Here is a 19,203-nt window from a genome sequence, read left to right on the forward strand (position 1 = left end):
TTTTTTGGCTTTCTCCGCAAATACCCTCAACTTCGCAATCCTGAAATTGAATGTATGATCAATCATGATATTAAAATAGCACAGGAACTTGCTGTAAGCTCCAAACAAGTTACTGCCACTATAGCCCTTTTGGATGAGGGTGCAACTGTGCCTTTTATCTCCCGCTACCGCAAAGAGGTTACCGGCAGTTTAGATGAGGTGCAGGTAGCCGCCATCCGCGACCGCGTGCAGCAACTGCGCGAACTGGATAAACGCCGCGAGGCTATCCTTAAATCGCTCACTGATATGGCTAAGCTTACACCGGAATTGACGGCGCAGATCAATGCAGCAGAAACCATGGTGCAGCTGGAAGACATTTATTTGCCTTACCGCCCCAAACGCAAAACCCGTGCAACCGCCGCCCGCGAAAAAGGCCTGCAGCCTTTGGCGGATGTATTGCTGGAACAAAAGAATTTGGATCCCGAACTGGAGGCAGGCAAATATATTGATGCCGAAAAGGGCGTTGCCAGTATGGAGGAAGCTTTAGCCGGAGCCCGCGATATCATAGCAGAACATATATCTGAACATGCCGAAACCCGCGCAAAAATGCGCCAGCTGTTTACCGAAAAAGGCACTTTTCAATCAAAAGTGGCGGATGGTAAAGAAGTGGAAGGCATCAAATACAAAGATTATTTCGACTGGACCGAGCCGGTTAAATCAGCCCCCTCTCACCGCATCCTGGCCATGCGCCGGGGTGAAAAAGAAGAGATCCTGTGGCTGGATATTAAACCAACCGAAGAAGATGCATTGCACCTGCTGGAAAGTGAATTTATAAAAGGGCGTGGTGCTGCCTCATCACAGGTGCAGCTGGCTATTGGTGATGGCTATAAGCGCCTGCTTAAGCCCTCTATGGAAACAGAGATTCGCCTGCTCACAAAAAAGAAGGCCGACGAAGAAGCGATCCGTGTATTTGCGGAGAATGCCCGCCAGTTATTATTAGGTGCACCGCTCGGTCAGAAACGTATTATGGCAATAGATCCGGGATTCCGTACAGGATGTAAGCTGGTTGTTTTAGACGAACAGGGGCAGTTATTGGAAAATACGGCCATTTACCCACATACTGGTGCGGGCCAGGCAAAGGAAGCAGAGAAAACTGTTCAGCATTTATTTGAAAGATATAAAATTGAGGCCATTGCCATTGGCAACGGCACCGCCGGCCGCGAAACAGAGGTTTTTGTAAAAAACCTTAACCTCCCGGGGGCAGTCATCGTCATGGTGAACGAAAGCGGTGCTTCTATCTATTCGGCATCGGATGTGGCTAGAGAGGAGTTTCCGGATAAGGATATTACGGTAAGAGGCGCTGTTTCTATCGGCCGGCGACTGATGGATCCGCTTGCCGAATTGGTAAAGATCGATCCAAAATCTATCGGGGTGGGCCAGTACCAGCACGATGTGGACCAGAACAAATTGCAAACCTCGCTGGATGATACCGTTGTAAGCGCGGTAAATGCGGTAGGTGTAGAATTAAATACGGCATCCAAACAGATCCTGGCTTATGTATCGGGCCTTGGCCCGCAACTGGCGCAGAACATTGTGGAATACCGAAACGCCAATGGTGCTTTTAAACGCCGCGACCAACTGAAGAAAGTGGCCCGTTTAGGCGATAAAGCTTATGAGCAGGCGGCAGGTTTCCTGCGCATCCGCGGAGCGGAAAACCCTTTGGATACCAGCGCAGTTCACCCGGAGCGCTATGCTTTGGTGGAGCAAATGGCCAAAGACATCAATTGCAAAGTACTGGACCTGATGCGTGATGAGAAACTGCGGAAATCTATCCCGCTGCAAAAATATATTTCAGACACGGTTGGATTACCGACTTTGAATGATATAATGGCCGAACTGGCCAAACCCGGGCGCGACCCGCGTGAGCAATTTGAAGCATTCAGTTTTACCGAAGGCGTAAACGCCATCGGCGACCTTAAGGTTGGGATGAAACTGCCGGGCATTGTAACCAATATTACCAACTTTGGAGCCTTTGTTGATATAGGTGTACACCAGGACGGGTTGGTACATTTGAGCCAGATCACCAATCGTTATATTAAGGACCCTAACGAAGTTTTAAAAGTACACCAAAAAGTAGAGGTAACCGTAACTGAGGTAGATGCTAACCGCAAGCGCATTTCATTATCTATGAAAGAAAACGAAAAACGCGAAGCGCCTGTGGCTAAAAAAACCGCAGGATCGTTTTCAAGTAACCCTGCCGGAACTAAAACCAAGCCCGCTCAAAAGCCAATTGCCCAACGCCCCGCAAAATCACAGGCCGAACCGGAAATGGATATGATGAGCAAACTGGCTGCATTGAAGAATAAATTTAAGTAAAGCATGCCGGCAAAGAGGTAATTGATTATAGGTTTAGTTCACTGCTTTACCAGTTCCGGCGGCAGCTGACTGATGGGCTGAATCTTTATCTGCCGGTAAAAGATCTCGGCCCCTTCCGATTGGATCTGGATCTTGCCTTTTGTTAGGGGCAGCATTTTGCCATTTTCAGGTTGTTTAAGGTGGTAAAGTACCATCATCACCTTATCATTGATCACGTGGATACTGGTATCGCCGCTGCAATACAGGTCCAGCGTGTTCCACTCGCCAGTGGGGGTTTCAGCATTGCCACACTTTGTGCAATGCCTTCCGGCTTTGCCACCCTCGGCAAAGGTTGTCAGTATACCACCTACGTTGTAAACATATTCTTTACCGTAGCGCACTATCACGGGGATTTCGGCAGTTGCGCCAGCTACGCCCCAATAATCACCGCAGTTACCTTCTTCTACCTGGAACTCCTGCGAGCGCATCCATGCGCCATAGTCGGCACCGTGTTTGCCGGTTGCGTGGTACAATACGCCGCTATCCATCTTCTGGCCTTTCTTTTGCCCCCAGGATAGTTTGCCCCATTTAAATTCCAGCTGCAGGTGGTAATTCTGATATTCCTTTTTGGTGGAGATGCCGCCCCAGTTTTCGCCCGAGATGCGGATGGCACGTTCGCCGTCTTCTTTCACAATCGTAAAAACGCCTTTAGGGTCGTTGTTCAAACCGATAGGCACATTGTTTACCGGCTTTCCTTTATCGTCCAGATCTGGACCAATATAGGTATCCCAACCAGTGAGGTCTTTCCCGTTAAAAAGCTTTTCCCATTTGTCAGTTGCTTCCTTTTGGGTAAAAGCAAGAATACCTGCACAAAGCACTAGTAGAAGCAGCAATTTAGCGGTTTTCATAATAAGGCGATTAACCATATAAATATATTAAATATCTGTTAGAAATTAGCTGTTTAACCCTTTCCTGATAGTAGAAAAGAATAAATTTGCTGGAATTACATCAACCCATCTGCTATGAAATTCACCCTGCTGATACCAGCCCTCCTATTAACCGCATCCTCTTTTGCCCAACAGTCTAAAACGGATATGGTAAAACCCGCGCCGAGCGTAGCCGCAAAGGAGGATTTTGCAGATGATTGGGCCGATCTGCGCCATTATGCAGCAGAAAATTCGGTTTTGCCTACCCCGGCGCGAGATGAGCACAGAGTGGTGTTTTTAGGCAGTTCTATTTTTGAGCGTTGGAAAGTGCTGGTACCCGAATATTTTAACAATAAAAACTATATAGACAGGGGGGTAAGCGGGCAGATCTCACCGCAACTCTTGCTGCGTTTCAGGCAGGATGTGATCGGTCTTAAACCAAAAGCGGTAATTATTTTGGCGGGAAGTAATGATATTGCCGGCACAACCGGCCATGTTACCAATGAAAGAATTATGGATAACATCCGGTCGATGACGGAACTGGCCCAGGTTAACCACATTAAAGTGATCCTGTGTGCATATTTGCCGGTATTTGATTACCCCTGGCGCAGGGGCCTTGAACCTGCCGGGAAGATCATTGCACTTAATAAGCTTATTAAAACCTATGCCACCGCAAATAACCTCACACTGCTGGATTATTTTACCCCGCTTGTTGATAGCCAAACTAACGGCCAAAAAGCGGAGCTGACACTAGATGGCGTACACCCCAATGTAGCAGGCTATAAAATTATGGCGACGGTAACGGATGCTGCGATCAAAAAGGCATTGAGATAGCACCCGCGTTGAAAATTTTTTTTTCGCACGGGGCATGATATGGCTCAGGTTTCTTTATCCGGCTGTAAAGCCCTATCTTGATCTTATTAAATAATTAGACCGTTTGGCATACTAGAGATCGATCGTTTTGCCTGGTTTTGCCATATATCGGCGTAATAGCGCACACAAAAAGCATATTCCGCTGTACATCTTTACTATATGCTTATCTTTGCATGTTAATTTATTTATGAAGCAAAAATTTTATGATACTGCTGTGAAGCAGGAGAAGGTAGTGCTGGTAGGTGTGATCACCCCCAATGAAACCGAAGCACGGGAAAAAGAGTATTTGGAAGAACTTGAATTTTTGGTTGCCACCGCCGGCGGCCTCACTGTGCATACTTTTACCCAAAAATTACAGCGCCCGGAGCGTGCCACTTTTGTGGGTACCGGTAAACTGGAAGAAATTAAAGAATATGTTACCGCTGAGGAGATAGATATTGTTGTTTTCGACGACGAGCTAACGCCTTCGCAATTGCGCAACATTGAGCGGGAATTGCAGGTGAAGGTTTTAGACCGAAGTAACCTTATCCTGGATATTTTTGCCGGGCGGGCACAAACCGCACAGGCCAAAACACAGGTGGAGCTGGCACAATTACAATACCTGTTGCCACGCCTAACCCGTTTGTGGACTCACTTAGAACGCCAGAAGGGTGGTATCGGGATGCGCGGACCCGGTGAATCGCAAATAGAAACCGACAGGCGTTTGATCTTGAATAAGATCTCGTTATTAAAAGAACGCCTTAAGCTGATCGACCGGCAGAATGAAACGCAGCGCAAGAACCGCCAGCAGCTGATCCGTGTGGCATTGGTTGGATATACCAACGTGGGTAAATCAACCATCATGAACATGCTCGCCAAATCTGACGTATTTGCCGAGAACAAGCTGTTTGCTACGCTGGATACTACCGTGCGCAAAGTGGTGATAGAAAATGTTCCCTTCCTGCTATCGGATACGGTTGGATTTATCCGCAAATTGCCTCACCATTTGGTAGAGTGTTTTAAATCTACCCTGGACGAAGTACGTGAAGCTGACATTTTGATCCACGTGGTGGATGTGTCGCACCCAACTTTCGAAGATCAGATCCGTACGGTTAATGAAACGCTGAAAGAACTAAAGGTGGTTGATAAAAAAACCATCACCGTTTTTAATAAGATAGATGCCTTTAACCCGGCAGATCATAACATCGATATTAAAGAAACGCCATTGACCATGGACGACTTTAACCACAGCTGGATGGCGAAAAATAATGCACCGGCAATATTTATTTCTGCTACAGAAAAAGAGAATGTAGAGGAATTTAAAACCATGCTGTACGATGCCGTGAAAACTATCCATACCGAAAGGTACCCGTATGATAATTTACTCTATTAATTTCGGTTTGTCATGCTGACGAAGGAAGCATCTGTTGATGAACATGGCGATCCTATATACATGGCAGGATTGGCGCTTAACAGATCCTTCCTTCGTCAGGATGACAAATTAAAAAGCGCGTACTAGGCCGCCAAACCGAAAGCTCCCTTTATAAGGCTGAAGGGCTATTCTCTTCCCAAATCATACACAAATGCAAAATGGTTTCCACGGCTTTTTGCATATCCTCCACGCTTACCCATTCCTGTTTGCCATGAAAGGCATGTTCCCCGGCAAAAATGTTTGGGGTTGGCAGGCCCATGAACGATAGTCTTGAGCCATCGGTACCGCCGCGGATGCTGCACAGCCTGGCTTCCAGTCCAGCGCGGCGGATGGCTTGCATGCCGTAATCAACTATCTGCGGATGCTGTGCCAGCACATTTTTCATGTTGCGGTATTGTTGTTTCACCTCCAGTGTATACGTAGAATTTGGATAGGCATCCAAAACTTCCTCAGCGGTTTTCCTGATCACGTTGGCGTGACTCAGCAATAATTCTTCTTCAAAATCCCGGATGATAAAATCAATCGTAGCTGTTTCTACATGCCCTGCCATATCTACCGGGTGCACAAAGCCCTGCATACCTTCGGTTGCTTCAGGCGATAATCCGGCGGGTAAAGCAGCAATGATCTGGCCGGCTATTTTGATGGCACTCTCCATTTTACCTTTGGCAAAGCCCGGGTGCGAGCTAACACCGTTGATCGTTAAACGTGCACCGTCTGCAGAAAATGTTTCATTCTCCATGTTGCCTGCGCTTTCACCATCTATAGTATAACAGGCAAAAGCGCCAATCTTTTCTATATCGGCCATATCCACACCCCGGCCAATTTCCTCATCGGGTGTAAATAATATTTTAACTGTACCGTGCTTTAGTTCGGTATGGGTCATCAACTGGTAACAGGCATCCATAATTTCGGCAACGCCGGCCTTGTTATCGGCCCCAAGCAAGGTACTTCCAGATGCGGTGATGATGGCATTACCGAGCTGATTTTGCAGGTCGGGGTGATCCGCCATCCGGAGTATTTGGGAACTATCGTCCGGCAAAACGATATCGGCACCATCATAATTCAAGTGCACCAGCGGCTTTACATCCTTTCCGCTGCAATCTGGCGCGGTATCCATATGTGAGCAAAAACAGATCACCGGCACCTGCATTTTATCAGAATTAGCAGGTATGGTAGCATACACATAACCATGTTCATCCAGGTGAGCATCGGTTACGCCCATTTGCAACAATTCCTTAACCAGCAGTCGCCCCAGGTCCTTTTGCTTTTCGGTAGAAGGGCAGGTGAGCGAATTTGGGTCGGACTGCGTATCGATGGTTACATAACGCAAAAATCTTTCCGTTGCAGTGAAACTTAAACCTGTGTGAAAATCCATATAAAGCCTATATTAGTCAAAAATTTTGGTGAGGGTGTTTAGTGCGCAAAATTGGAAATAATCTTAACTTAATCACGTTGAAAAAGTACATATTATTGGTTGCCGTTACGATAACATCGTTGGCAGCTAAAGCCCAGGGCGGGTACAATTATAATTCTTTTGGGTTTGGTATAGGCGTAAGCTATTTAAAGCCGCTTGCCGACTTAAAAAAGAACTATAGTGATCTGGGTTATCATGCAGATTTTACATTTTACTACAACCCCTACATACCTGTTGCACTTGAATTTCAAACGGGTACGCTACGCGGCGGCGGCGACAATATTAGTGATGACCTGTATACCCGTAAATTTAACAACAAATACAAAGCTTTATTGCTGCATGTGGATTACCAGTTGGGGGATGCCTTAGATTACGAGCGAAATGGTTTTTTTAATATCCTAAAGAATTTTTATGGGGGAATTGGTGCAGGCATAGTTTTTAACAATGTTACAACTAATCGCTACAGCCTTGTTGTACCCAATTATAAATTTCCGGGGGTAGATAAAAGTATGAGTTTTGCAGTGCCGCTGCGGGTGGGGTACGAATTTAAAGTTTTTGATTATTACGGAGTGCCTAAATTTGGCATCACGCTAGGTTATGAACACACCTTTACAATTGGCGAGGGCCTTGATGGCTATAATGACCCGACAGGACAGTTTAAAAATAATGCGGCCGACCAGTACCGCCAGGTAACTATTGGCCTGAAGTATAATTTTGGTTACGAGAATAGCTACGATAAATCGATTAAGGGAAATTAATTTGAATATAGAAGAGCTGCGCGATTATTGCCTGGAAAAAAAGGCGGTGACGGAAACGTTTCCATTTGGAGAGGACACGCTGGTATTTAAAGTGGGTGGTAAAATATTCCTGCTGGCGGGGTTGGAAGACGGGCACCATTTTAACGCAAAATGCGACCCGGAACTTGCCAGCGAACTAAGAGAGCACCATACCGAGGTAAAACCCGGATACCACATGAATAAAGCGCACTGGAACACGGTTTACATGAGCGGCACTTTAACCCGTAAACAGCTCTGCGAAATGATAGATCATTCTTACGGCCTGGTTTTGAAGAGCCTCCCAAAAAAATTACAGGCGGAAATTTCATCTGCAAATAAAACGGGCTAAGGCCAATTTGACATGAAAAGAACTATTGCATTATTATTTAGCTGCTTTTACGCTATCGCTTCATATGCCCAGCTTACCCCCTTTGAATTAAGTAAGAACAAAAACTACTCCGCAACGCATGCCGAGGTTATTGCTTATTACAGCAAACTAGCCAAATTATACCCGCAAATGCGGATGATAGATTATGGAATGACGGACGTTGGTAAGCCCCTAACTTTGATCGTTCTTTCAAAAGATAAAGTCTTCGACCCGGCTGCTGTCAAAAAGCAAAATAAACGTGTACTGCTTATCAACAACGGCATCCATCCTGGCGAGCCGGAAGGGATAGATGCCAGCATGATGCTTTCCCGCGATCTTTTAAAAAATAATACCCTGCCAAAGGATGTGGTGATCTGCATGATAGCCGTTTATAATATAGATGGCAACATGAACAGGGGGCAGTCGCGCGCTAACCAGAACGGTCCGCAGGCATATGGTTTCCGCGGTAATTACCGCAACCTTGATCTCAACCGCGATTTTATAAAAGCCGATAGCCGCAATGCCCTGGCTTTTGCGCAAATCCTGAATACCTGGCAGCCGGAAGTGCTGTTAGATAACCACGTAAGCGACGGTGCAGATTATCAGTATGTAATGACGCTGATAGAAACCCAAAAGGATAAACAGAACCCTTTGTTAGCCGCCTATACCGCCAATACGATGACCGCTGACCTATACAAAGGCATGAAAAAAAGCGGATTCGAAATGATCCCCTATGGTGCGGGGGAAAGTGGGTTGCCGGATAGTGGTATTGTAAGTTTTATGGAAACGCCGCGTTTTTCTACCGGCTTTGCCGCCCAGCACAACATGATCAGTTACATGACGGAGACGCACATGCTGAAACCATTTGATAAGCGCCTATACGCTACTTATAACTTTATGCAGCAACTTATCGGCATTTGCCAGCGCGATGCCAGGGTAATAGGCGATCTGCGTAAAAAGGTAGATGCAGAAGTAAGTAAACAAACAACCTTTGGCCTGGCCTGGGCGCTTGATGAAAAAAAGGTGGATACGATCACCTTTAAAGGCTATGAAGCGGCTTACAAAACCAGCGAGGTGAGCGGCCTCAACCGCCTGTATTATGACAGGACCAAGCCTTACACCAAAACCGTAAAATTCTTCAACACGTACAAAACCACCGCTGCTGCAGATAAACCGGTTGCCTACATCATCCCGCAGGCATGGGGTAAGGTTATTGATCTGTTTAAACTGAATAACGTGGCTATGCACCGGTTGGCGCATGATACTACGCTCAGCCTGCAGATGTATTACATCGCCGATTATAAAACGGCACAACGCCCTTATGAGGGGCATTATATTCACACAGGCGTTAAATTAAACCCGGTGGAAAGTAACATTAAATTTTACACCGGCGACTATGTGGTATATACAAATCAGGCCATTAACCGTTACATTGTAGAAACATTAGAGCCACAGGGCGTCGATTCGTTTTTTGCCTGGAACTTTTTTGATTCGGTACTGGGGCAAAAGGAATATTTTTCTGATTATGTGTTTGAAGATATCGCAGGCAACCTGCTGAAGAAAGACCCTGAGCTGCGTAAAAAGCTGGATGACGAAAAAGCTAAAGATCCTAAACTTGCGGCAAGTGGCGCTGCCCAATTGAATTTTGTGTACCGAAACTCGCCTTACTTTGAAAAAACTTACCTGCGCTACCCTGTAGGCAGATTATTAACCGATACTAAACTCGACCTGAAATGATGGAATACCTGATGGTTGCCCCCGTGGCATCCATAATATTTGTAATTACCCTGGCAACTTCGGTTTACGCTTTCTCTAACGAAAACATCTACGCTAAATTTATTCTCAATCCGTACGAAGTATCACGGGGGAGCCGTGTTTGGACAGTTATTACCAGCGGCCTGATCCATGCAGACTGGAACCACATGTTCTTTAACATGCTGTCCTATTACTTTTTTGCTTTTAACCTGGAGCCGGTTTTGGGTCACTGGCAATTTGGGGTGCTATATCTGGTAAGCATGATCCTTGCCGATCTGCCATCTATTCAAAAGCATCGTGATGATTCCTGGTACAATACACTAGGAGCTTCGGGGGCAATAAGTGCGGTGGTATTTAGTGCAATTCTATTCAATCCAAAAGGAGAAATGGGGCTGATATTTTTGCCCTTTACAATACCAGCCTGGATCTTCGGGATCCTGTACTTAATCTATTGCCACTTTGCATCGAAACATGCCCGCGACAACATCAACCACGATGCTCACTTGTTTGGTGCTTTAAGCGGTATCCTCATCACTATAGCCTTGCACCATAGTGTCATCAATGATTTTGTAGCGCAGTTTAAATAGGCAGGGAGATTTCTGCCGCCGGGATGCGGTTGCCGGCGTCGTCGAACAAAAAGCTCATTGGCTTTTCAGGGTTCTTGATGATCTCCAGCAACAGGAAACCCCAGTTCTTCCAGAAATTTTCCAGCACCTGTCCGTAGGTTTTGTTCATCCAGTCGTCAAACAAAGGTTTACTGCTGATGCCCCTTAGCGGCATAGCTTCTATGAAGATCTCGTCGTTCAGCGGCATAACCTCATACTCCGGCAGGCGGTTAAACAGGTAGGCTGAATAAAACACCCGGCCGGAGAATTCTTCAAACTGGATAGGGTGCAATACATCTTCTTTTATCTTATTATAAATCTCCCGGTGGTAGCTACCGTTTGCGCCGTTATCCTGCAGGCACATTACCAGGCCAAAATCTTTTATGCGCAGGGCAAAAGTTTGGGTGTTGATCTCATCGCGGTAGCCAAATTCCTTTTCGTTATTGTCAACCTTAAATAAAAACAGGCTGTAGGGCTTAAAGTCCTCAAAAACAACCGGCAGGTTAATGCTTTGCAGCATTAAATGCAGGTAGCTGAATTTGTGGATGATGGATTGTGAAATATTGAATTCCTCGCCCTGTGCATGCTGCATTTTAATGCCCGCCTGCAGTTCGTTAAATATAATGCCGTATAACAACTTGGCCACCCATTGAAAAAGGCGGAGATCATCCAGCGCTTTTACGCCGCCATACCCTTTACTGAAAGCTTCGGCTATTTCAAGTTCAAGGGCTTCCAGATAGGTGTTGTTAATTTCGGCAGAGCAGGGTATCTTGAGGTCTTTGTAAGTGGCTACACTTTCGTCAAGTAGTTTAAAGGGCTGGTCCTCCAGTCCGTAAAGGCTCATGAGCCACTGCGGAAAAACCTGGATCTTTTCTTCGGAGCTGCTAAGCGGCTGCCCGGTTAAAAAGCATTTGTTATTACTGAAATTAAAAGTACTAAAGGGGTGGTAAATTTCGGCCGCCATAGGCGCAAAGATAAGCAGCTTTTAGAAGTATTATTTTAGCTTTGAGTTTTATGTAGTAAAAATGACTTTATCCCTTTTAGCCTTACCGGACAATGAGCACTGGATCTACAAGCGGATTCAGCATCAGTTGAACAGCACAGTCATTACAAAAAGCGACCGGGGGATTTAATGATCAAGACGGATAAATAACACATGAAACTTACCTATCAACCATTTGATCTGCAGCTAAAGCATACATTCACCATTGCCAAATTCTCGCGCACATCTACCCCGGTAATGCTGGTGCAAATTGCGCACGAGGGATTAACCGGCTATGGCGAAGCATCTATGGTGCCTTATATGGGCGAGAGTTTTGAAACCGCAGCCACTTTTTTAAGCAGGGTAGATGCCGGTCAGTTTCAGTATCCGCTTAATTTCCCGGCCATCATCAGCTACCTGGATAGCATCGCCCAGGGGCAGCCTGCTATTAAAGCCGCTATAGATATTGCCCTGCACGATCTGGATGGCAAACTACAAGGCAAACCCTGCTGGGAGCTATTGGGAACCGACCCGGCTAAGATGCCGCTAACCAGTTATACTATTGGGATAGATACCGAAGAGGTCATCATTCAAAAGCTAAAAGACGCAGCCGAATTTAAAATAATAAAGGTAAAACTTGGCCGCGATAATGATAGAGAATTGATCCAAACCATCCGCTCGGTTACCAGCGTACCCTTATTTGTAGATGCTAACCAGGGCTGGACCGACCGCGAAAAAAGCCTCGACCTGATCTATTGGTTAAAAGAACAGGGCGTGGTACTGATAGAGCAGCCCATGCTTAAAACGGATATCGACGGCAATGCCTGGCTTACTGAACATAGTCCTATCCCCCTCATTGGCGATGAAGCAGTACAGCGATTGCCGGATGTAGCAAAAGCCAAAGGTGTGTATCATGGCATCAATATCAAACTGATGAAATCTGCAGGGATGTATGAGGCTAAACAAATGATCGACAAAGCCCGTGAACTCGGTTTAACGGTGATGATCGGCTGCATGAGCGAAACCAGCTGTGCCACTCTTGCCGCCGCCGCACTCGCACCGCAATGTGACTGGGCAGATTTGGACGGGCCTTTCTTAACAGTCAACAACCCCTATCAATTGCCTGCATTCGAAGATGGTAAATGGATATTAAATAATGCGGCTGGGTTAGGCTTAGAGAATTTTTAGCCATTTATGACTGAGGGGTGCGCAGAAAAAAGAGCACATGCCATATGTGACCTCGTTCTTCGCAACGGCCCGGGTGTCAAAATATCCACGGTGTTCTGTTTGTCGACATTTACACCGCAAATAAAAAAAGGAGCGCCTAAGCACTCCCTTTTTATAAACATGTTCAATGTATTTTTATAGCTCTTCGTCGTGCTGGCTCATATCCAGACCAGCCATTTCGTCGGCTTCAGACACACGCAACTTGCTTATCATATCTGTTACCTTCAATAGAAGGAGCGACCCGAAGAAAGCAAATGCGGAAACAGCAACCAATGCAATAAGGTGTTTAACAAACAAAGCAGTATCGCCATAAATGAGGCCATCTGCACCTGCGCTGTTAACACTCTTTGTAGCGAATACGCCGGTAAGCAGCATACCCATCATACCTCCAACACCATGGCAAGGGAACACATCCAATGTATCATCGATGTTTGTTCTGGAACGCCATATAACTACTAAATTACTTACCACTGCGGCCACTATACCAACGATCAGCGAACTTGAAACGGTGATAAAGCCGGCAGCAGGTGTAACTGCTACCAAGCCAACCACAGCGCCAATACAAGCACCCATTGCAGATGGTTTCTTACCTCTCAAAATATCAAAAAACACCCATGACATGGCTGCAGCTGCAGATGCTGTTGTAGTGGTGGCTAATGCCGTTGCAGCCAGCTCATTAGCGCCTAATGCAGAACCTGCATTGAAACCAAACCAACCAAACCAAAGCAAACCGGTACCCAATATTACGTAGCTGATACGGGCAGGTGTGTGAGCCGCCGGTATTTCATTACGCTTTTTAAGATATAAGGCAGACGCTAAAGCAGCCCATCCTGCGCTCATGTGTACCACAGTACCTCCTGCAAAATCCAAAACGCCCATTTTAAAGAAGTAACCTTCCGGGTGCCAGGTTGCGTGCGCAAGCGGCATGTAAATGATTACGATAAACAGGGTGATGAAGATGAGGTATGAATTGAAACGGATGCGCTCTGCAAATGCTCCGGTAATTAGCGCAGGGGTAATAACTGCGAATTTCAATTGGAACATTGCAAAAAGTACTACAGGGATGGTTCCCCAGGATACACCCAAAGTGTTCTGCATCATGAAGAAGGTTTTCGGGTTACCAATAATTCCATAGCCGCCAACATCTTCGCCAAAGGCCATGCTGAAACCAAATACTACCCATATGATCGTGATCAGACCCATACAAACAAAACTTTGCAGCATGGTTGAGATTACGTTTTTCTTTTGAACCATCCCGCCATAAAAGAAGGCCAGGCCGGGGGTCATCAAAAGTACTAGTGCAGTTGATATCAACAGCCAGGCTGTGTCGGCTTTATCTATAACGCCCGGCTTGGCGGCCGTTGAATTGCCGGGAAACATAAACGCCAGGATTACTACGATTATAAGTATGCCAAATGGTACAATTTTTTTCATTGTGAGTTGTAATAAGTTATTTTAAATAAACAGTCAGTTGCGTAGGATGGATTGGAGTTTTGCAATGGGCTGTACCGAAAGCTTGTCAGTCGGCTTCGCGTAAATCATCAAATTATCAATCTGCATTACAAAACCGGTGATAGTTTAAATTAGACAGATCATGAATTAAGCGAGAACAGCCTGTGTTTTACCAAAAGGAATGGTATGGAAACAACATCAGTTTAGTTAAACGCAAAACATTTAAATCATACCGATGGAAATCACTCTGCAGGTAAGAAAAACCTGAGTTAAAAATTACGAAAGCTTCCTTCATGAAGAAAAAGGAGCGAGTTCTTTGATTTTGAAAAGTCCTGGATCTATTTTTTAAATAGAAAGCAGCACTAACATGCCTCTTTTCCTGATTTAGCCTATAATTTGTGATTGAATTAACCGAATAATTCTCTCTTTGCTCAAAACAGGGAACAGATAATAGAAAAAGCGCCTCGATTAACAAGAAAGAAGCGAAAATATTTCTAAATTTCCTTAGCGACATAAGCTAAAAATAGAATTTATAAATCAATATTGCAAAATTTGATTTATAAACGTGATATTATTATACATTTTTTCTGCTAAAATATCAATCTTGATAAAAATTTAACGGAATAGTATAACGTTACACGTAATGAATTGGCGGAAAGATCATTTAAACGACAATAATTTAAATACAGCAGATCGTTGAAACTAAAACAGGGAAAGCTGAGACGACTCGCCTTTGACCGTGATTTCAACTGCATTAAAGTTTGATACGGTAATACCTAATAGCCTAATGCGGCTATCATCCGTATCGGTGCTCAAAAGAAGACTTTTTGCGGTATTCAATATCGTCTGGAGATCATTGACTCTTTCGGGAAGAGATTGGCTCCGCGTTATCTGGCGAAAATCGCTGTATTTTATTTTGAGGGTGACGGTACGGCCCAGGAGTTGATATTTTAACAAGCGCTCATGAACTGTTTTAGCAATCTTTTCCAGTTCTTCATCCATCTCTTCAACCGATGTGAGGTCATAGGCGAAGGTATCTTCGGCACCCATCGATTTAGTTTCGCGATGGGGCTGCACTGCCCGTTCATCTATCCCCCTCACAATGCGGTAATAAAACGAACCGGCTTTACCAAAGTGCTGCCGCAATTGCTCCTCTGTCAGTAGCTTTAAGTCGTAGCCGGTAAATAAACCCAGCTTCTTCATTTTGGCGGCAGTAACCTTACCCACACCATGAAATTTGTCTACTGCCAGGTTACCAATAAAATTCTCTATGGTTGATGGGCCGATAAAAGTTAGTCCGTCGGGCTTCTTTAAGTCTGATGCAATTTTTGCTACAAATTTGTTGATGGATACGCCCGCTGATGCCGTTAGGTTCAACTCATCCTTAATAGCTTGTTTAATTTGCTTTGCGATGTCTATGGCTGAGCCAATGCCGAGTTTGTCTTCAGTAACATCCAGGTAAGCCTCATCCAGCGACAGTGGCTCTATCAAATCGGTATAGCGGCTAAAGATCTCGCGGATATGTTGCGAAACCTCCTTATAAGCAGCAAACCGGGGCCGTACAAAAATGGCATGCGGGCAAAGCTGTAAAGCCTGTTTGGATGACATGGCGGAGCGAATGCCAAATTTGCGCGCCTCATAACTGGCGGTGGCAACAACGCCGCCCCTGCCCTCGGGCAAGCCGCCTACAACAAGCGCCTTGCCCCGGTATTCGGGGAAATCGCGCTGCTCTACCGACGCGTAAAACGCATCCATATCAATATGAATTATTTTCCGCCTTGGTTGTACCTCTTTTTCTTCCACCACAAATACCCTAACAAATATTAAGCTATTTATTTAAATTATCTTTGCTAAAAGTATCGTTTAATAAAATGTCATCTCACCACATCGTTCGCGAAAAACAAGAACCTGCTTTGTTGCTGCTTAATATTGACGGCTTCGACGATGAACTATTGGGCCAGTTATTGGAGTGGAGCCCTACGGTGATCACTACACCCATAACTGCTGAGCAAATAAGCGCTTTTGGTATAAAGGTTGATTTCATTATTACCAACGAGCTTAACCAAGGATTACAATCCGATATCAAACTCATCCCAACAGGTGTCATCAGCGCTACCAATGCAGCCATGCATCACCTCATTAATGCAGGCTACACTTCTGTAAACGTAGTAACCGCTGAGATTATTTTAGATGAGTTACTGGCATATGCCGATAAAATCAACCTAGTTATATTCTGTAAAGATCAAAAGATCTTCCCTGTAAAATCGGGCTTTAGTAAATGGAAACCTGCCGGTGAGGACATCTTCTTGCTCAGTTCCGCAACAAACCTTATTACCGAAGGGCTTGCGGTAAACAGTAATGCCCGGTTTTTAACGCAGCACGATGGTTTTTACACACTATGGTTCGATGAACCTTTTGTATTTATTGCAGAGTTTATTTAATCTGCTGCCAACCAGGCCGATGCAACTCTCCCAAACAAAAAACCCGGCTTTTGGCCGGGTTTTTAAGATAACTACTTATACTAAATTATTGTACTTCGAAAACGTTGCTGAAACTGCCACCGTTTGGATAATAACCGCTGATAATCAACCGGCCATTCTTTAAGTTGGTGATTACCCTGTCCATATCTTCTACACTGCCTATCGACTGCTTATTGATCGATGTAATTACAGAGCCGACTGGAATTTCGGTATCATCAAATATACCACCCGGGCGAACTTGTGTTACTACCACGCCAGAAGTTACGTGGAACTTGGCTTTTAGTGCCTGGCTTATCGGCTGGAAACTCGCGCCCATCTTGTTAAATAATTCAGACGCTGATTTAGATATTGCAGCTGTTTTGGCAACCGGGGCTTCTGCTTTAAGGGTCACATCAAAATTCTTTTCGCTGCCGCTACGTAAAACGGTAATGTTGATCTTATCACCTGGTTGCAATCTGGCCACGCGCTCCTGCAAATCGGATGATTCAAAAACGGGATTACCTTCCACTTTAGTGATAATGTCACCAGGCTGAATGCCGGCTTTCTCTGCACCGCCGCCTGCTACCAGGCTATTTACATATAAGCCGTTAGTCTTGTCGGTTTTTAAGCCTTGTGCGGCTTCCGGGTCGCTTAGGTCAGCAAAGCTGATGCCGATGTAACCACGTTTAACCGATCCGAATTTTTTGATGTCGTTCAGCACCTTCTTAGCTAAGTTCACAGGAATAGCGAAGCCGTAGCCTTCATAAGAACCGGTATGAGATGCTATAGCGGCATTGATACCGATGAGTTCACCGGCTGTGTTTACCAATGCACCACCGCTGTTTCCAGGATTAATTGCTGCATCTGTCTGGATGAAAGATTCGATGCCTTTTCTTAAAGTAGGCGTTTGCTCTTTTACCGGCCCAAAAGGATTCTGCTGGTCATCATCATCATCTTTACCAATGATGTTGATGCTGCGGCCTTTTGCACTAACAATACCCGCAGTAACGGTTGAAGTTAATTTAAAAGGGTTGCCCACTGCCAAAACCCACTCGCCTACGCGTACCGCGTCGGAATTGCCTAACTTTACTATAGGCAGATTAGTGGCGTTGATCTTGATCAACGCTAAATCTGTATTTGGATCGGTACCGATCACTTTAGCCTCAAACTGACGGTGATCGTTCGTAACAATCGTAATTTTCTCTGCCTTTGCGACTACGTGGTTATTGGTTACAATGAACCCGTCGGGCGAGATGATAACACCAGAGCCTGATGCCATTTGCGGCCCCTGCGGGCGCATGCGCTGACCGAACATCTGCCCGAACATTTGCTCAAACTGGTCCTGGTTACCCTCGCTTTTTGAGGAGTAGGTAGTGCGGATGTAAACCACCGCTGGGGTTACCTCGGCTGCAGCCTGTGTAAAATCAGCTGCCCCGGCAGATGATACCATGGGTGCCGCCGAACGATTGCTGGCAAAATAAACTTTTTGTTTGTCTTCGAAACTCATGCCCTGGTCATACTTGTTTTCTGCAAACTTGTAAACGCCCAACGCCAAAGCGCCACCAGTAAAGGCGGTCAATAATGTTAAACCAAACTTTTTCATATTTCTATTCACTTTCTTTTTTACAATTATGGTTGTGATGTTCTGTATTCAAATTTAATACCATATAGACGACATAAACAATGATAAGTTATATGCAATTTTGTTAAAAATTGTTAAATGAATGCTAACGGACCAAAACTTTTGTTACGATCTGTTAGTCTTATCAAATTACGGGCCTAATACACTCAATCATTGTGAATATAAAATTTTATAAATACCAGGGCGCGGGCAACGACTTCGTTTTGATAGACAATCGGGAAGAAATTTTAAATACGCCTGCTAAAGAGGCAGTTGCACGCCTGTGCGACAGGCGTTTTGGCATTGGCGGCGATGGCCTGATGCTGCTGGAAAACCTGGAGGGGTACGATTTTAAAATGGTATACTATAATGCCGATGGCAATGAAGGCAGTATGTGCGGCAACGGCGGCCGCTGCATAGTGGCTTTTGCCAAACACCTGGGCATTATAGCCGACACGACAAACTTTCTGGCTACAGATGGCCCCCACTATGCCAAAATTTCAGAAAATGGCAATTGGGTGAGTCTGCAAATGATAGATGTTGCCGAGATCACTAAAGATGGGGATGCCTACGTATTGAATACGGGCTCACCACACTATGTTAAACTGGCCAGCGATCTGGAGATAAAAGATGTTTATAACGAAGGTTATGCGATCCGTAACAATGCAACCTATAAGGCTAACGGCATTAATGTAAACTTCACCGAAAAAAACGGGGAGGGATATTTTGTGCGCACCTTTGAACGCGGCGTAGAAAACGAAACTTATGCCTGCGGCACGGGTGTTACAGCAGTTGCACTGGCAATGGCTAAGCATAACAGTCAATTCGGCACCATTAGCACGCCGATTAAAGTTTTAGGCGGCGATTTAAATATCCGCTTTGATCACGATGGCGAAACGTTTAGCAACATCTTCCTGGAAGGGCCTGCGGAATTGGTGTTTGAAGGTGAGATAGTGATATGAGGCAATTAAATTAGCGTTAGCTTCTGCAATGGGCTTGAT

General features: G+C 45.2%; 16 protein-coding genes. 10 read left to right on the top strand and 6 right to left on the bottom strand.

The genetic code is table 11. The features are described from left to right. The first annotated feature begins 54 nt into the window (after positions 1–54). Entirely contained in the window at positions 55–2,355 is a 2,301-nt protein-coding gene (locus A0256_05430) for an RNA-binding transcriptional accessory protein (GenBank protein ID AMR30904.1), read from the top strand. A 38-nt stretch (positions 2,356–2,393) separates the two neighbouring features. Here the strand turns inward: A0256_05430 and A0256_05435 are convergent, their stop codons facing one another. Beyond that, positions 2,394–3,242 carry a hypothetical protein gene (locus A0256_05435; GenBank protein ID AMR30905.1) on the bottom strand — a complete coding sequence of 283 codons (849 nt, stop codon included), beginning with the start codon at positions 3,240–3,242 and terminating at the stop codon, positions 2,394–2,396. Between the two features lie 114 nt (positions 3,243–3,356). On the opposite strand from A0256_05435, the gene A0256_05440 reads away from it, so the two are divergent. Further along, positions 3,357–4,094 (top strand): acylhydrolase, encoded by a 738-nt coding sequence (locus tag A0256_05440; GenBank protein ID AMR30906.1) that lies wholly within the window; start codon positions 3,357–3,359, stop codon positions 4,092–4,094. A 226-nt stretch (positions 4,095–4,320) separates the two neighbouring features. Then, complete coding sequence (locus tag A0256_05445; GenBank protein ID AMR30907.1) at positions 4,321–5,505, top strand: GTPase HflX; 1,185 nt, start codon at positions 4,321–4,323, stop codon at positions 5,503–5,505. A gap of 148 nt (positions 5,506–5,653) precedes the next feature. Here the strand turns inward: A0256_05445 and A0256_05450 are convergent, their stop codons facing one another. Further along, positions 5,654–6,919: a peptidase T gene (locus tag A0256_05450; GenBank protein ID AMR30908.1), complete on the bottom strand. Its 1,266-nt coding sequence runs from the start codon at positions 6,917–6,919 to the stop codon at positions 5,654–5,656. 41 nt (positions 6,920–6,960) lie between these two features. Between A0256_05450 and A0256_05455 the strand changes: the two genes are divergently transcribed. The 4 genes from A0256_05455 to A0256_05470 are packed head-to-tail and all read left to right on the top strand — an operon-like array spanning position 6,961 to position 10,443. Beyond that, on the top strand, positions 6,961–7,716 hold the full coding sequence (locus tag A0256_05455; GenBank protein ID AMR30909.1) for a hypothetical protein: 756 nt from the start codon (positions 6,961–6,963) through the stop codon (positions 7,714–7,716). A gap of 1 nt (position 7,717) precedes the next feature. Continuing rightward, positions 7,718–8,083 (top strand): MmcQ-like protein, encoded by a 366-nt coding sequence (locus A0256_05460; GenBank protein ID AMR30910.1) that lies wholly within the window; start codon positions 7,718–7,720, stop codon positions 8,081–8,083. Between the two features lie 12 nt (positions 8,084–8,095). Next, positions 8,096–9,838 carry a hypothetical protein gene (locus tag A0256_05465; protein AMR30911.1) on the top strand — a complete coding sequence of 581 codons (1,743 nt, stop codon included), beginning with the start codon at positions 8,096–8,098 and terminating at the stop codon, positions 9,836–9,838. After that, positions 9,835–10,443: a rhomboid family intramembrane serine protease gene (locus tag A0256_05470; GenBank protein AMR30912.1), complete on the top strand. Its 609-nt coding sequence runs from the start codon at positions 9,835–9,837 to the stop codon at positions 10,441–10,443. The genes A0256_05465 and A0256_05470 overlap by 4 nt, the downstream gene beginning before the upstream one ends. On the opposite strand, the gene A0256_05475 is transcribed toward A0256_05470, so the two are convergent. Continuing rightward, positions 10,436–11,425 carry a hypothetical protein gene (locus A0256_05475; protein ID AMR30913.1) on the bottom strand — a complete coding sequence of 330 codons (990 nt, stop codon included), beginning with the start codon at positions 11,423–11,425 and terminating at the stop codon, positions 10,436–10,438. The genes A0256_05470 and A0256_05475 overlap by 8 nt on opposite strands. Before the next feature lie 192 nt (positions 11,426–11,617). On the opposite strand from A0256_05475, the gene A0256_05480 reads away from it, so the two are divergent. After that, on the top strand, positions 11,618–12,631 hold the full coding sequence (locus A0256_05480; GenBank protein AMR30914.1) for a dipeptide epimerase: 1,014 nt from the start codon (positions 11,618–11,620) through the stop codon (positions 12,629–12,631). A gap of 174 nt (positions 12,632–12,805) precedes the next feature. On the opposite strand, the gene A0256_05485 is transcribed toward A0256_05480, so the two are convergent. Then, positions 12,806–14,104 (bottom strand): ammonia channel protein, encoded by a 1,299-nt coding sequence (locus A0256_05485; protein AMR30915.1) that lies wholly within the window; start codon positions 14,102–14,104, stop codon positions 12,806–12,808. A 720-nt stretch (positions 14,105–14,824) separates the two neighbouring features. Further along, positions 14,825–15,925: a DNA polymerase IV gene (locus A0256_05490; GenBank protein AMR34439.1), complete on the bottom strand. Its 1,101-nt coding sequence runs from the start codon at positions 15,923–15,925 to the stop codon at positions 14,825–14,827. A 68-nt stretch (positions 15,926–15,993) separates the two neighbouring features. Between A0256_05490 and A0256_05495 the strand changes: the two genes are divergently transcribed. Further along, positions 15,994–16,563 (top strand): hypothetical protein, encoded by a 570-nt coding sequence (locus tag A0256_05495; GenBank protein ID AMR30916.1) that lies wholly within the window; start codon positions 15,994–15,996, stop codon positions 16,561–16,563. An 85-nt stretch (positions 16,564–16,648) separates the two neighbouring features. Here the strand turns inward: A0256_05495 and A0256_05500 are convergent, their stop codons facing one another. Further along, the gene (locus A0256_05500) at positions 16,649–18,184 is read right to left on the bottom strand and encodes a serine protease (GenBank protein ID AMR30917.1); all 1,536 of its coding nucleotides are present in this window, start codon (positions 18,182–18,184) and stop codon (positions 16,649–16,651) included. Positions 18,185–18,378: 194 nt separating this feature from the next. Here A0256_05500 and A0256_05505 point away from each other — a divergent pair, with 194 nt between their 5' ends. Further along, entirely contained in the window at positions 18,379–19,164 is a 786-nt protein-coding gene (locus A0256_05505; GenBank protein ID AMR30918.1) for a diaminopimelate epimerase, read from the top strand. The last annotated feature ends 39 nt before the right edge of the window (positions 19,165–19,203 follow it).

This window comes from Mucilaginibacter sp. PAMC 26640, assembly GCA_001596135.1.
Classification (GTDB): domain Bacteria; phylum Bacteroidota; class Bacteroidia; order Sphingobacteriales; family Sphingobacteriaceae; genus Mucilaginibacter.